This is a genomic window from Pseudomonas caspiana (assembly GCF_002158995.1).
In the GTDB taxonomy this organism is placed as follows: domain Bacteria; phylum Pseudomonadota; class Gammaproteobacteria; order Pseudomonadales; family Pseudomonadaceae; genus Aquipseudomonas; species Aquipseudomonas caspiana.
Genome location: NZ_LOHF01000023.1, coordinates 11,811 through 26,044, shown reverse-complemented (window position 1 = coordinate 26,044; position 14,234 = coordinate 11,811). Strand labels below are relative to the sequence as shown.

The 14,234-nt window shown below is 58.8% G+C and carries 11 protein-coding genes; 3 read left to right on the top strand and 8 right to left on the bottom strand.

Translation table 11 applies throughout. The features are described from left to right. Nucleotides 1–14 precede the first annotated feature (14 nt). Both cydB and AUC60_RS21845 read right to left on the bottom strand, forming a co-directional pair. Entirely contained in the window at nt 15–1,022 is a 1,008-nt protein-coding gene (gene cydB / locus AUC60_RS21850; protein WP_087272622.1) for a cytochrome d ubiquinol oxidase subunit II, read from the bottom strand. Nucleotides 1,023–1,025: 3 nt separating this feature from the next. Beyond that, complete coding sequence (locus AUC60_RS21845) at nt 1,026–2,465, bottom strand: cytochrome ubiquinol oxidase subunit I (RefSeq protein ID WP_087272619.1); 1,440 nt, start codon at nt 2,463–2,465, stop codon at nt 1,026–1,028. Nucleotides 2,466–2,917: 452 nt separating this feature from the next. On the opposite strand from AUC60_RS21845, the gene AUC60_RS21840 reads away from it, so the two are divergent. Further along, the gene (locus AUC60_RS21840; RefSeq protein ID WP_087272784.1) at nt 2,918–4,165 is read left to right on the top strand and encodes an MFS transporter; all 1,248 of its coding nucleotides are present in this window, start codon (nt 2,918–2,920) and stop codon (nt 4,163–4,165) included. Nucleotides 4,166–4,227: 62 nt separating this feature from the next. On the opposite strand, the gene AUC60_RS21835 is transcribed toward AUC60_RS21840, so the two are convergent. From AUC60_RS21835 to AUC60_RS21815, 5 genes are all read right to left on the bottom strand, one after another. Further along, the gene (locus AUC60_RS21835) at nt 4,228–5,166 is read right to left on the bottom strand and encodes an alpha/beta hydrolase (RefSeq protein WP_087272615.1); all 939 of its coding nucleotides are present in this window, start codon (nt 5,164–5,166) and stop codon (nt 4,228–4,230) included. Between the two features lie 51 nt (nt 5,167–5,217). Continuing rightward, nucleotides 5,218–6,159, bottom strand: coding sequence for a choline ABC transporter substrate-binding protein (locus AUC60_RS21830; protein WP_087272612.1), 942 nt, complete (start codon nt 6,157–6,159; stop codon nt 5,218–5,220). 299 nt (nt 6,160–6,458) lie between these two features. After that, entirely contained in the window at nt 6,459–8,657 is a 2,199-nt protein-coding gene (locus AUC60_RS21825; RefSeq protein WP_087272608.1) for a xanthine dehydrogenase family protein molybdopterin-binding subunit, read from the bottom strand. Further along, nucleotides 8,654–9,658 carry an FAD binding domain-containing protein gene (locus AUC60_RS21820; protein ID WP_087272605.1) on the bottom strand — a complete coding sequence of 335 codons (1,005 nt, stop codon included), beginning with the start codon at nt 9,656–9,658 and terminating at the stop codon, nt 8,654–8,656. The genes AUC60_RS21825 and AUC60_RS21820 overlap by 4 nt, the downstream gene beginning before the upstream one ends. Beyond that, nucleotides 9,655–10,197: a (2Fe-2S)-binding protein gene (locus AUC60_RS21815; protein ID WP_087272602.1), complete on the bottom strand. Its 543-nt coding sequence runs from the start codon at nt 10,195–10,197 to the stop codon at nt 9,655–9,657. The genes AUC60_RS21820 and AUC60_RS21815 overlap by 4 nt, the downstream gene beginning before the upstream one ends. A 518-nt stretch (nt 10,198–10,715) precedes the next feature. Here AUC60_RS21815 and AUC60_RS21805 point away from each other — a divergent pair. Both AUC60_RS21805 and trmA read left to right on the top strand, forming a co-directional pair. Beyond that, a complete protein-coding gene (locus tag AUC60_RS21805) occupies nt 10,716–12,011 on the top strand; it encodes an NCS2 family permease (protein WP_087272596.1) in 1,296 nt (431 codons plus the stop codon). Then, nucleotides 12,008–13,099, top strand: coding sequence for a tRNA (uridine(54)-C5)-methyltransferase TrmA (gene trmA / locus AUC60_RS21800; protein WP_087272592.1), 1,092 nt, complete (start codon nt 12,008–12,010; stop codon nt 13,097–13,099). Before AUC60_RS21805 ends, trmA begins: the two co-directional genes overlap by 4 nt. A gap of 98 nt (nt 13,100–13,197) precedes the next feature. Here the strand turns inward: trmA and araD1 are convergent, their stop codons facing one another. Then, nucleotides 13,198–14,193 carry an AraD1 family protein gene (gene araD1 / locus AUC60_RS21795; RefSeq protein WP_087272589.1) on the bottom strand — a complete coding sequence of 332 codons (996 nt, stop codon included), beginning with the start codon at nt 14,191–14,193 and terminating at the stop codon, nt 13,198–13,200. Nucleotides 14,194–14,234 lie beyond the last annotated feature (41 nt).

The following is a 14,234-nucleotide window of genomic DNA, read 5'->3' as shown; positions in this document are numbered from 1 at the left end:
GGGGCGGTTATCTGCTAGTGGTAGCCGTCTTCATGGGTAACCTTGCCGCGGAACACGTAGTAGCTCCAGAAGGTGTAACCCAGGATGAACGGGATGATGAACAAAGTGCCCACCAGCATGAAGCCCTGGCTTTGCGGTGGCGACGAAGCATCCCAGATCGAAATCGATGGCGGGATGATGTTCGGCCAAAGGCTGATACCCAGGCCGCTGTAGCCGAGGAAGATCAGCAACAGGGTCAACAGAAACGGTGTGTAGTTGGCATTGCGCGCCACGGCCTTGAACAAACCGTACATGGTCACCAGCACCAGAATTGGCACTGGCAGGAACCAGAACAGATTCGGCAACGTGAACCAGCGATTAGCGATGTCAGGGTGAGCCAATGGTGTCCACAGGCTGACAATACCCATCACGACCAACACCGCAATTGCCAATGGACGAGCCAGATCATGCATGGCTTTTTGCAGTGCACCCTCGGTCTTCATGATCAACCAGGTGCAGCCCAGTAGCGCGTAAGCCACGATCAATGCAAGGCCGCAGAACATGGAGAACGGGGTGAGCCAATCCAGACCGCCACCGGCGAACTGGCGATCAACCACCGGAATGCCATCGATAAACGCGCCCAGTGCAACGCCCTGAAAGAATGTCGCTGCCAGTGAGCCGCCGATAAAGGCCTTGTCCCACAGGTGGCGCTTCTCATCAGTGGCCTTGAAGCGGAATTCGAATGCCACGCCACGGAAAATCAGGCCGATCAGCATCAGGATCAATGGCAGATAAAGTGCTGACAACACGACCGAATATGCCAGCGGGAAAGCGCCGAACAAACCAGCGCCCCCCAGAACCAGCCAGGTTTCGTTGCCGTCCCAGACCGGTGCAACGGTGTTCATCATGACGTCACGGTCGGTCTTGTCCTTCATGAACGGGAAGAGAATCCCGATCCCGAGGTCGAAACCGTCCATCACCACATACATCATTACGCCGAAGATAATGATGATTGCCCAGATAAGTGGAAGATCAATACCCATGACTCAGTTCCCCTTATTCAGGCTGTCGTGATTGAGCGAGTCTTCGTTGCCTTCTTCAGCAGCGGAGAGCGGACGAGCCGGAGTACGTTGCTGACCTGGGCCACCGGTTGGCTGATGGTCTTCATGAACCTTCGGCCCTTTGCGTACCAGACGCATCATGTAGCCAAGGCCTGCGCCAAACAGCACGAAATAGACCACGACGAACAACACCAGCGTAATGCTCATCTGCGCAACGCTGTGCCCGGACGAGGCATCGGAGGTGCGCATCAGACCGTAGACGACCCACGGCTGACGGCCGATTTCAGTGGTGAACCAGCCCGCCAGGATAGCGATCAGACCAGACGGCCCCATCCACAACGCGAGGTACAGGAACGCTCGGGATTTATAGAGCGTGCCACGCTTGCGCAGCCAGAGGCTCCACAGACCGGTAAAGATCATCAGGAAGCCAAGGCCAACCATGACCCGGAACGACCAGAACACTACAGTCGAATTGGGGCGGTCTTCAGGCTTGAATTCCTTGAGTGCAGGAACCTGCTTATCGAGGCTGTGCGTGAGGATCAGGCTGCCCAGATACGGGATTTCAACCGCGTACTTGGTGCGTTCTTCCTTCATGTCCGGCCAGCCGAACAGGATCAACGGCGTCGGCTCGTCGCCCACGTTTTCCCAGTGACCTTCGATGGCGGCAATTTTCGCCGGTTGATGCTTGAGAGTATTCAGACCATGGAAGTCGCCAACCACTGCCTGCAAAGGTGCGACCAGCAAAGCCATCCACATGGCCATCGACAGCATCTTGCGGATCTGCGGTGTATCGCGACCACGCAAAAGGTGCCAGGCCGCCGACGAACCTACGAAGAATGCCGTTGCCACGAATGCCGCAATCGACATGTGCGCCAGGCGATAAGGGAACGACGGGTTGAACACCACCGCGAACCAGTCAGTCGGGATCACACGACCGTCGATGATTTCGTAACCCTGTGGTGTCTGCATCCAGCTGTTGGAGGACAGAATCCAGAAAGTCGAGATCAGGGTGCCGATGGCGACCATGACCGTAGAGAAAAAGTGCAGATTGCGCCCGACGCGGTTCCAGCCAAAGAGCATGACGCCCAGGAAGCCGGCTTCGAGGAAGAAGGCTGTGAGCACTTCATACGTCAGCAACGGCCCGGTGACGGCTCCGGCAAAGTCGGAGAAACGGCTCCAGTTGGTACCAAACTGATACGCCATGACCAGACCGGATACCACGCCCATGCCGAAATTGACGGCGAAGATCTTCGACCAGAAATGGTAAAGGTCTCGGTAGACGTTGTTGTGGGTCTTGAGCCACAGGCCTTCCAGCACCGCCAGGTAACTTGCCAGACCGATGGTGATGGCAGGGAACAGGATGTGGAACGAGATGGTAAACGCGAACTGAATTCGGGCGAGCTCAATTGCATCCAAACCGAACATTGGGTTTTCCTCTATCAGGTGATACGGCCGATGACCCCGAGGTCAGCAGCCACTGCCCCCCACTGGTAAGGAGCGCGGCAGGTTGAAAACGTTCTGGGTTCTGGACGAAAAAGTGGCTATGCCCGTCTCATCAGCCCATATCGCAACCTTGAAGTCCGTCAAGTCGCCTGCCGTTTCTTTTGCCTTGAGGGCATTGACGCAGATCAACTGACTGTCAAAGAGTAGTCGTATTTGAGCGTGTAGGACGTGTGGTCTTTTGCCGCGTGACGAGTTGTCTCACCGCTCTGGAATCCTGCGTCGCGGGCACATGAGAGCATTTTGGACCTGCGTCGACGATCATCGAAGCAGCAAAAAAAACCATACTTTGGGATCCAATCTGACCGGCTTTTCATGCAACTAACTGTTACAAACTGATAATCTTGCGGTTCTTCCCTGCCTGGCTGTTGTTGCTCATGCCGACTCAAGCCCCAGTGTTACTGCGCCACCATCGCCCGTTCGTCGCTTTCTGGTTTGCCCGCATCTTTACCGCCAGCGGTTTTCAAATGCTGACGGTGGCTATCGGCTGGAACCTCTACCAGCTGACCGGCAACGTCCTGGACCTTGGGTTAGTCGGTCTGGTGGAGTTCGCCCCTCGCGTGCTGTTCATGCTGCACACCGGCCATGTGGCAGACCGATACGACCGCCGCAAAGTGGCCGCCATTTGCCAGACGATGCAAGCCTGTATCGCCTTGGCGCTATTCATCGGCAGTAGCACCGACAGCGTCACCCGGGAAATGATCTTCATCCTGGCCTTTGCGCTAGGCGCGTCCCGATCTTTTGAAATGCCTACCACTCAGGCTTTGTTGCCGAGCATCGTGCCGCCCGCGCTGTTCCCTCGGGCAGTGGCTGCCGCACAGTCGGCCCAGCAATCGGCAACCATCGTCGCACCCGCACTGGGCGGTTTTCTTTATGCATTCGGCAGCAGTTGGGTCTATGGGCCGACCGTGCTGCTGTATGTCGTCGCTTGCTCGCTGATGCTCAGCCTGCCCGCCCGACAGACGCCACTGAACAAGAACAAGGCGACGATGGATTCGCTATTGGCCGGGATTCGCTTCATTCGCAGTCGTCCGGATGTACTCGGTGCCATCTCGCTGGACCTGTTCGCAGTGCTGCTGGGTGGTGCAACGGCGCTGCTGCCGGTGTTTGCCAAAGACATTCTGCTGACCGGTCCGTGGGGGCTGGGCATGTTGCGTTCGGCGCCAGCAGTCGGCGCGCTGGCAATGTCGCTGTGGCTTGCGCATTTCAATGTCGAACGGCACGTAGGCCGCGTGATGTTTACCGCGGTCGGCGTGTTCGGCGTGGCAACCATTGCGTTCGGGCTGTCGACCTCGTTCTGGTTTTCCATGGCGGTGCTGGTGGTGCTTGGCGCAGCGGACATGATCAGCATGGTGATCCGTGCGTCCTTCGTGCAACTGGAAACACCGGATGAAATGCGTGGCCGGGTCAGCGCGGTCAACGGGCTGTTCATTGGTGCTTCCAATCAACTCGGCGAATTTGAATCGGGCCTCACCGCGCACTGGTTCGGCGTGGTGCCGGCCGTGGTCATGGGCGGCGTCGGCACCCTTGCGGTAACCGGCATCTGGATCAAACTGTTCCCGACCCTGGCCAATCGCGACCGCATGCGGGATGTGGTGGCCGAGGCGCAAGAGCAGAAGGTGTAGGGGTTACAGCGATCCCCCTCCCGGCTAAAGCCGGCCTTACGGGATTGCAACCTCGGTGAGTCCTACAAGACGGGCTGTAAAAAACCGCGTAGCGCAACCAGCAATCGCTCATACAGCCGGTCAACCTCAGTTGCCAGCCCTTTGGCCCGCAAACAGCCATGCACCAGGCCGACGCCCGGATCAAAAACAGTCGTCACTCCAGCTTCACGCAGACAACGTTCGTAAGCCACGCCGTCATCACGCAACGGGTCAAACTGCGCAACGGCAATGAACGCAGGCGCCAGCCCGGTGAAATCCCTCGCACGCAACGGCATCGCGTAAGGCGATTGAAAATCTGCGGCGCGGCTCAGGTATAACGCCAGATAACACTCCAGATCAGTGCGACTCAGCAGGGGCGCTTCGGCGCATTCGCTACGTGACGGCAGGTCATCTGCGCCGCCCAGCGCCGGATAAACCAATGCCTGACCTCTGGGCTGCGCAAAACCCGCATCCCTCAGTGCCAGACACAAAGCGGCAGCAAGGTTACCGCCGGCACTATCCCCTGCAAGAGCGACCCGCGACGGATCAATCCCCAGCCGTTCTGCCTGCGCCTGCACCGCGTGCCAGACGGCCAGACAATCCTCGAACGCTGCCGGGAACGGATGCTCAGGGGCCAACCGATAATCCACCGCGATCAGCACACAGCCAACATCGACGGCCAGCGGTGCGGCGATGAAATCATGAGAGTCGAGATCGCCCACCACCCAACCGCCACCATGCAGATAAATCACACAGGGCGCCGCCTCGAGATGCACGTGTTGTGGTCGATAGCAGCGAACAGGCACATCGGCCAGTTGAAAGTCCGCCACCTCAAGGTCCGCTGGCCGCGCCGGAGTAAAGGCGCGGCACATATGCGAGTAAGCCTGGCGCTGACTGCGGAAGTCAGACGCCTTTGAGGAAAAACTCAGGGTCTGGGTGACAAACGCCCAGAGTTCGGGAGACAAGGGAAAGCCGTCGCTCATGCAGTTGCCTCCCCAAGCCTCTTTAGCACCTTTAGCCTCGTTGAACCGGCCTTACTTCTTGATGGCCGCCATGACCACTGGCGCTGCGTCTTTACCGTCAAACGTCGTCACCCCTGCCAGCCATCGGCTCAGATCTTCCGGGTGATCCTTGAGCCACTGTCTGGCGACTTCGTCCGGAGCCTTGCGGTCCATGATCGGCACCATCATCTGGCTTTCCTGAGCGGCGGTGAAGGTCAGATTACTCAGAAGTTTGCTGACATTCGGACAGCGTTGCGCGTAGTCCGGTGCGGTGACTGTGGATACCGTGGCAGCGCCCTCGCCCGGTCCGAATACATCTTCGCTGCCGGTCAGATACGCCAGCTTCATGTTGATGTTCATCGGATGCGGGGTCCAGCCTACAAACACCACCCACTCGCCTCGCTTGACCGCCCGAGCCACCGCCGCAAGCATGCCGGCCTCGCCGGACTCCACCAACTGGAACCCGCCCAGGCCAAATTGATTCTTATCGATCATGCCCTTGATGTTGGCATTGGCACCGGTACCCGGCTCGATCCCGTAAATCTTGCCGCCAAGTTTGTCCTTGAATTTCGCGATATCACCGAACGTCTTCAGCCCACCCGCAGCAACATAATCGGGCACAGCCAGGGTCGCCTGGGCATCACTCATGCTCGGTTCATTCAGCACTTTGACCTGATTGGCTGCTAAAAACGGCGCGATGTTTTTGTCCATCGCCGGCTTCCAATAACCGAGGAAGATGTCCAGTTTGTCATCGCGCAGGCCGCCGAAAATGATTTGTTGGGCGGCGCTGGTCTGCTTCACTTCATAACCCATGCCCTTGAGCAGCACTTCAGCCACGGCACTGGTTGCCACCACGTCGGTCCAGTTCACCACCCCCATGCGCACGTTCTGGCATTTGGCGGGCTCTGCGGCCATCAACGCTGTGCTGCTTATCATCAATAACCCACAGCTGATATGACGGATAAATCGGTTCATGCGTGCTCCCTCGGTCGGCAGGTTGTTTTTTGGTTTTGATTATTTGAACAACTGCGGCCATGCGAATGCGGCACGCCTGAGCACGTTACCCAGCAGCACACGGGACGAAACGCACCAGCGCGACCTGTGTTTGCACTCTGGCGACATTGGAGAGGACGGAATGAAATGCGGGGGAGATTGCTTTTCAGATCAGGCTCGCAGCGATCCTGTATGAGCCATCGGAGTTTACGACGGTCGCGATGGCGGCGTGTCAGACAGAACGCCATCGCGACTTTGCATTTTCCTGGAGGGATAGCTCGTCAGAGCACCTTATCCAGGGTTATCGGGAAGTCCCGAACCCGCTTGCCGGTTGCATGGTAAATCGCATTGGCGACTGCCGCCGCAACGCCGACGATGCCGATCTCGCCCACCCCTTTCGAACCCAGCGCGTTAACGATTTCATCGTTCTCTTCGACAAAAATCACGTCTATGTCGTTGATATCGGCGTTAACCGGGATGTGGTACTCGGCGAGGCTGTGGTTCATGAAGCGGCCCAGTTTGTGATCGCTCTGGGTTTCTTCCTGCAAGGCCATGCTCAGCCCCCAGACCACGCCGCCAAGAATCTGGCTGCGTGCCATTTTCGGATTGACCACTCGGCCCGCGGCCACTGCACTGACGACCCGGCTGACGCGAATCGTGCCTAGGTCTTCATCGACCTGCACTTCAACGAATACTGCCGAGTGTGTAGCGGTCGAATAACCTTCGCGCTTCGCATCAGGCTCGGCATCGACCTGCACCTGCAAGCCTTCAGGCCAACTGCTCAGCACTTCGCTCAGTGCCAATCGATGATCGCCCAGCGACACGTATCCGTCCGCAACGGTCATTTGCTCGACCTTCGCGGCGAAAAACTTCGCGTCAATCTGACCCGCTGCGGTGAACAACTTCTCGCGCAACGCCTTGCTGGCTTGCTGCACGGCAGTGCCCACCGACGACACCGTGAACGAGCCACCCTGCAAGGGCGCCGTTGGCAGCGACGAATCCCCCAGCACGAACGTAGTGTCTTCGACAGCAACGCCCGCCGCTTCGGCTGCAATCTGTGTCATGACCGTGTAAGTGCCGGTGCCGATGTCGGTCGTCGCACTGCTGACCGTCAATTTGCCCTGGGCGTCGATATGCGCCTTGGCACTGGCCTTCATCTGCATCGCTTCCCAGACACCGCCCGCCATGCCCCAGCCGATCAGTTGACGACCTTCGCGCATGCTCCGTGGCTCAGGGTTGCGATGGCTCCAGCCGAAGCGATCTGCGCCCTGGGTATAACAAGCGCGCAATTGCTTGCTGGAATACGGCTTGTCTTCGTTGCCGTTGCGATCAGCGAAATTGACCTGACGCAGCTGCACCGGGTCCATCGCCAAGGCAACAGCCAGCTCATCCATGGCGCACTCCAGGCCGATCAGACCCAAGGCAGCGCCTGGCGCACGCATGTCCAATGGGGTGTAGACGTCCAGTGGCGCTAGCTTGTAAGTGAGTTCGACGTTGTCGCACTTGTAGAGCATGCCGCTCCATTCCACCACGTGCTCGCTGAAGTCCTCAAATCGGGACGTCTGACCGATTGCACCATGCCCAACCGCCAGCAAACGGCCATCCGCCGCCGCGCCCAGACGCAGATGCTGCAATGTGCGCGGACGATAGCCGAAGGTGAACATCTGCTGTCGAGTCAGAGTGACGCGCACTGAACGCTTGAGTTCCAGCGCCGCCATGACCGCCAGCGGCAATTGATATTGCGGACGCAGCCCCGAGCCGAACGCACCACCGACAAAGGCAGCCAGCACCTGAATCTTGTCTTTCGGGATACCGAATACGTTGTGCAGATAGTCCTGACAGTTTTGCGGACCCTGGGTCTTGTCATGAACCTGCAGGCTGCCATCGTCCTTGTAAAACACCGTCGAAGCATGCGGCTCCATCGGGTTGTGATGTTCGACCGGCGTGCTGTAGTGGGCATCGACAGTCAGTGCGGAATTGGCGAATCCCGCCTGAAAGTCACCGCGCGGCGCAGGCAATTCTGCCGGTGCGTCATAGCTGTCCCCCTGCACCGCCAGCAAATCGGTTTCATGGGCCTCGACCAGATATTCGATACGCACCAGCGAACCGGCATAACGCGCCAGCTCAAGGGTTTCGGCAACCACTAGCGCCAGCGGTTGGCCGCTGTACAGCACGCGATCGTTATATAGAGGACGGAATGGCGAGCCGTCTGCCGAATCGGCGTCTTCATAGTTCTCGTCGTAACTGGCGAGCTTGGGACGGTTCTTGTGATCCAACACCATCACGACGCCCGGCACGCGCAGGGCTTCGGAGATGTCGATGTGCGTCACACGCCCGCGAGCGATAGTGCTGGAGACCACGCTGCCATGCAGCAAACCGGTTTCCGGGTATTCACCGGCATAACGGGCCTGACCGGTAACTTTGAGCTTGCCGTCTACCCGGTCAAGCGCTTGGCCCAGTGGCGAAACAGGCGTATTCATTGGGCGCTTCCTCCTGTGGCAGCAGCATCGACCGCGGCATCGCTGAGGGTTCGAATGATCGCCCGACGTGCCAGTTTGACTTTAAAAGCGTTGTGTTCGAGCGGCTCGGCATCGGCCAGCAAGGCGTCGGCGGCGGCCGCGAAGTTCTCGCGAGAGACCGGTTTACCGACCAGCATTTGCTCCACGACCTTGTCGCGCCATGGCTTGTGAGCAACACCACCCAGCGCCAGACGCACGTCGCGAATGACATCACCGTCCAGCTCCAACGACGCTGCAACCGAGATCAGCGCGAAGGCGTAGGAAGCCCGATCACGGATTTTCAGGTACTTGCCCTGCCCCGCGAAGCCGGGTGCCGGGAGCTCGATTGCGGTAATCAGCTCGTCATCGGCCAATTGGTTATCACGCTGAGGCGCATCACCAGGCAGACGATGGAAGTCGGCAAACTCGATGGTGCGCTGACCTGCACGCCCCTGAACATGGACGATGGCTTCAAGCGCGGCGAGAGCAACGCACATGTCCGAAGGATGAGTCGCGACGCATTCGTCGCTGGCCCCCAGAATCGCGTGGATACGGTTCAGGCCGTCGCGCGCCGGGCAACCGCTGCCGGGCTCGCGTTTATTGCACGGCACAGTGGAGTCATAGAAGTAGTAGCAACGTGTGCGCTGCAGCAGGTTACCGCCAGTGCTCGCCATGTTGCGAAGCTGTGGCGATGCTCCGGCCAGTACGGCTTGGGACAGCAGCGGGTAACGTTGTTCAATCAACGGATGCCAGGCCAGATCAGCGTTGCTCACCAGCGCGCCGATGAGCAACCCACCGTCGGCGGTTTCACTGATGTCGTTCAGTGGCAGCCGAGTGATGTCGATCAGATGCTCGGGCCGTGCGACGTTTTCTTTCATCAGATCGAGCAGGTTAGTGCCGCCCGCGATAAACCGGGTCGCAGCACCGCTAAGATTGACCGCTTCGCTGACGCTGGTTGGTCGGCTATAAGTAAAGGGATTCATCGGCTGCCCTCCGCTTTCTCGAAGCTACCCATCTCTGAATGGGTGTTGCGCAGCTCGGGCAGGACTTCTTCCACCGCAGCCAGAATGTTGCTGTAGGCACCGCAGCGGCACAGGTTGCCGCTCATCAGCTCCTGAATCTCGGCACGGCTGTTGGCGCGCCCTTCATTGGCCAGCCCGACCGCCGAGCAAATCTGCCCTGGCGTGCAATAGCCGCACTGAAAGGCGTCATGCTTGATGAACGCCTGCTGCATCGGGTGCAGTTGCTCGCCATCTGCCAGCCCTTCAATCGTGGTCAGCTCTGCGCCGTCACACATGATCGCCAGGGTCAGACAGGAATTGATGCGCTTGCCGTCGCGCAGAACGGTACACGCGCCGCATTGGCCGTGATCGCAGCCTTTCTTGCTGCCGACCAGATCAAGCTGGTCTCGAAGCAAGTCGAGCAATGTTGTCCAAGGCTGGACGTTGAGCTGTCGCGGCTGACCGTTGAGGGTCAGGCTAATCGCATGGCCAGCGAAATCCTGGGGGGTTGGTGAACTCATGGAAACCTCACGGTAGGTACTCGAACAGCGCAGTTTTTCTGCGTCTTAAGGGGTACGACTCGTGAAGTTTTGGAATCGTTCAGGGTTTGTTGATGAGTGTTGATCCAGTGGGTTGTGCATGACTTAGGTGGCATCCGGGCGATAAACGACAATGCAGTGAGTCTTCTGGCTGCGTCTCATGTATCGCGGGCAAGCCCGGCTCCCCAGGATCCACGCCAACCTGTTGGGCTGGATTCACACAAGCATTTGAGTCAGACGCTGGACCTGTGGGCGCGGTGCTTGCTCGCGATGCAGCCGTTTTGATCTACAGCGAACCGCTGTCCAGCGCTGTGTCAGAAAATCTTAAGAATGAATGCAACAGCACACCATTCATCGGCAGGCAGTCACAAACCCGTTCGGCTGGTATCATGCGCGGCTTTTTCCGACCGGTACAAAATCCGCGGGCCGCTTCGGCAGTCTGTGCTTTGCTGTTCTAGTCGATTCATTCACGACGCAGGCGCGTCACCGGGGAGCCAGACATGCTGGAACGGCTGTTTCAACTCAAGGCACACAACACCAACGTGCGCACCGAGATTCTCGCGGGCGTCACGACCTTTCTGGCCATGGCCTACATCCTGTTCGTCAACCCGAGCATCCTCGGCGCGACCGGCATGGACAAAGGCGCGCTGTTCGTCGCCACCTGTCTGGCCGCCGCGATTGGCTCGGCGACCATGGGCATCATCGCCAACTACCCGATTGCCCTGGCACCGGGCATGGGCCTGAACGCGTTCTTTACTTACACCGTTGTGCTGCACATGGGTCATACCTGGCAGGTGGCACTGGGCGCGGTATTCATTTCGGCGGTGATGTTCTTTGTCCTGTCGATCTTTCGTATCCGTGAATGGATCATCAACAGCATTCCGCTGCCACTGCGCTCGGCGATTGCCGCCGGTATCGGCCTGTTCCTGGCGCTGATTGCCCTGCACAACGCTGGCATCGTGGTCAGCAACCCGGCCACCATGGTCGGCATGGGCGATCTGAAGCAACCAGCACCGGTACTCGCCACGCTGGGCTTCTTCCTGATTGTTGCCCTGGAAAAACTCAAGGTTCGCGGCGCTGTGCTGATCGGCATTCTGGCCGTAACCATCGTCTCGATTCTGCTGGGCTTCACGCCATTCGGTGGCGTGGTGTCGATGCCACCATCCCTGGCCCCGACCTTCCTGCAACTGGACATCAAAGGCGCCTTTGATGTCGGCCTGATCAGCGTGATCTTCGCCTTCCTGTTCGTGGACCTGTTCGACAACTCCGGCACGCTGATCGGCGTCGCCAAGCGCGCCGGGCTGATGGACAAGAACGGTCACATGCCGAAAATGGGCCGTGCGCTGATCGCCGACAGCACCGCCGCCATGGCCGGTTCGCTGCTGGGTACTTCGACCACCACCAGCTATATCGAATCGGCGGCAGGCGTCAGTGCTGGCGGGCGTACCGGCTTGACCGCCATTGTCGTTGCGGTCCTGTTCCTGCTGGCGTTGTTCTTCGCCCCGTTGGCGAGCAGCGTTCCAGCGTTCGCCACTGCCCCGGCGCTGCTGTTCGTGGCGGTTCTGATGACCTCCGGGCTGGCGGAAATCGATTGGGATGATCTGTCGGTCGCTGCGCCCGTCGTTATTACTGCGCTGGCGATGCCGTTCACCTACTCCATCGCCAACGGCATTGCTTTTGGTTTCATCGCCTGGACAGGTATCAAACTGTTGTCGGGCCAGTGGCGTGAGCTGAATCCCGCGCTGGTGATCCTGTCGATTCTGTTCGTTATCAAATTGGGTTGGTTTCCGGCATGAGTGCAAGTATTCCGTTCGATCCTGCGAGCTATGACACTCAGCTCCAGGCCAAAGCCGATCGCCTGCGTGAACTGCTGGCGCCGTTTGACGCGCCTGAACCTCAGGTGTTTGACTCGCCCAAGGCAAACTACCGGCTGCGCGCCGAGTTCCGCCTGTGGCGCGAAGACCAGAAGCGTCACTACGCGATGTTCACCCCTGGTGATAACAAGAACCCGATTCTGCTCGATGGTTTGCCGATTGCCAGCCTGCGCATCAACGCATTGATGCCAGTACTGCGTGACCGCTGGGAAGCCAGCAAGGTGCTTAACCACAAGCTGTTCCAGGTGGACTTCCTGACCACACTGGCGGGCGACGCGATGATCACCATGTGTTATCACCGCCCGCTCGATGACGAGTGGCTGGCCGAAGCTGAAAAGCTGGCCGCGGACCTCGACGTGAGCCTGATCGGTCGCTCCAAAGGCCAGCGTCTGGTAATAGGTCGTGATTACGTGACTGAAGAACTTGAAGTCGCCGGTCGCACCTTCACTTACCGTCAGCCTGAAGGCGCGTTCACTCAGCCAAACGGTACCGTGAACCAGAAAATGCTCGACTGGGCCTACGCGGCATTGGGCGACCGTGAAGATGATTTGCTGGAGTTGTATTGCGGCAACGGCAACTTCACCCTGCCGTTGGCGACCCGAGTACGCAAAGTGCTGGCCACCGAAATCAGCAAGACTTCGGTTAATGCCGCACTGAGCAACCTGGCCGATAACGCTGTGGATAACGTCACGCTGGTGCGTCTGTCTGCGGAAGAGCTGACTCAGGCGCTCAATGAAGTGCGTCCGTTCCGTCGCCTGAATGGCGTGGATCTGAAGAGCTACGACTTCGGCAGCGTCTTCGTCGACCCGCCCCGCGCCGGTATGGACCCGGACACTTGCGAACTGACGCGCCGCTTCGAGCGCATTCTGTACATTTCCTGCAACCCGGAAACCCTGGCCGCCAACATCGCCCAACTCCACGACACTCACCGTGTCGAGCGTTGCGCGCTGTTCGACCAGTTCCCGTATACCCACCATATGGAATCCGGGGTTTTACTCGTCAGACGCTGATGCTTTTCCCTGTAGGAGCTGCCGAAGGCTGCGAAAGCGGAGTATCAGGCAAATCGCTTTCGCAGCCTTCGGCAGCTCCTACATGCACCTACACCTGATTACAAAGCTTTTATCTGCCCAATCCCCACCGCACTTGGCCCTTCACCAATCCCGTTCTCCAACGGCGCACCAAACGCATCAAGGCTGATCTGGAAACGATCACCCGGCTGGGTCTTCACCCCGTCCGCAAACGACAAAGTCGCAGTACCGAAGTAGTGAATGTGCACATCTCCCGGACGCAGGAACTGCGCGTACTTGAAGTGGTGATATTCAAGGTTCGCCAGGCTGTGGCACATGTTGTCTTCGCCACTCAGGAACTCCTTCTCCCACAACACCTGCCCGTCACGCAGAACGCGACTCATACCGGACAGATGCCGTGGTAATTCGCCCACCCGCAATTCTGGACCGTACGCGCAATAGCGCAGCTTGGAATGCGCCAGATACAGGTAGTTGCGGCGCTCCATGACGTGATCGGAAAACTCGTTGCCCAAGGCATACCCCAAACGATACGGCTGACCGTCGTCGCCTATCACATACAGGCCCGTCAGCTCAGGTTCTTCGCCCGCATCTTCAGCAAATGACGGCACCGGAAAATCAGCCCCGGGCCGCACGACGATGCTGCCATCGCCTTTGTAGAACCATTCCGGCTGGGCACCGATCTGACCAGCCGCCGGTTTGCCGCCCTCGATGCCCCACTTGAAGATCTTCATGGTGTCGGTCATGCCCGCTTCGACCTGGCCGTCATGCTGGTGCATCTTGTCCCGTGCCGAAGCGCTGCCCAAGTGAGTCAGGCCAGTGCCGCTGATCAGGCAGTGCGCCGGGTCTTCGTGATCGAGTGGCGGCAGAATCTTTTGGTTTTTTAACAGTGATGCGTAATCCGGACCGGCCTCAGTGCCACGGCTGGCCACTTCATCGGCCAGGCTTTTACCGGTGCGAATGGCGGCGAGGGCCAGTTCGCGGGTGCTTTGGGTTGCACGTACTACGTTGATCGAGTTGCCATCGACGATGCCGACCTGGCGTTGACCCGATTGGGTTTCAAACTGGATAAGGCGCATGGGGGGAAATCTCCAGATAGTAGTCTGCAAAGCGCAACCCC

Excerpts from the sequence above, each read along its gene's own strand:
- AUC60_RS21820 (WP_087272605.1), bottom strand. The coding sequence starts at position 9,658 with ATGAATCCCTTTACTTATAGCCGACCAACCAGCGTCAGCGAAGCGGTC.
- trmA (WP_087272592.1), top strand. The coding sequence starts at position 12,008 with ATGAGTGCAAGTATTCCGTTCGATCCTGCGAGCTATGACACTCAGCTC.
- AUC60_RS21840 (WP_087272784.1), top strand. The coding sequence starts at position 2,918 with ATGCCGACTCAAGCCCCAGTGTTACTGCGCCACCATCGCCCGTTCGTC.
- AUC60_RS21845 (WP_087272619.1), bottom strand. The coding sequence starts at position 2,465 with ATGTTCGGTTTGGATGCAATTGAGCTCGCCCGAATTCAGTTCGCGTTT.
- AUC60_RS21835 (WP_087272615.1), bottom strand. The coding sequence starts at position 5,166 with ATGAGCGACGGCTTTCCCTTGTCTCCCGAACTCTGGGCGTTTGTCACC.
- AUC60_RS21815 (WP_087272602.1), bottom strand. The coding sequence starts at position 10,197 with ATGAGTTCACCAACCCCCCAGGATTTCGCTGGCCATGCGATTAGCCTG.
- AUC60_RS21805 (WP_087272596.1), top strand. The coding sequence starts at position 10,716 with ATGCTGGAACGGCTGTTTCAACTCAAGGCACACAACACCAACGTGCGC.
- AUC60_RS21830 (WP_087272612.1), bottom strand. The coding sequence starts at position 6,159 with ATGAACCGATTTATCCGTCATATCAGCTGTGGGTTATTGATGATAAGC.
- cydB (WP_087272622.1), bottom strand. The coding sequence starts at position 1,022 with ATGGGTATTGATCTTCCACTTATCTGGGCAATCATCATTATCTTCGGC.
- araD1 (WP_087272589.1), bottom strand. The coding sequence starts at position 14,193 with ATGCGCCTTATCCAGTTTGAAACCCAATCGGGTCAACGCCAGGTCGGC.
- AUC60_RS21825 (WP_087272608.1), bottom strand. The coding sequence starts at position 8,657 with ATGAATACGCCTGTTTCGCCACTGGGCCAAGCGCTTGACCGGGTAGAC.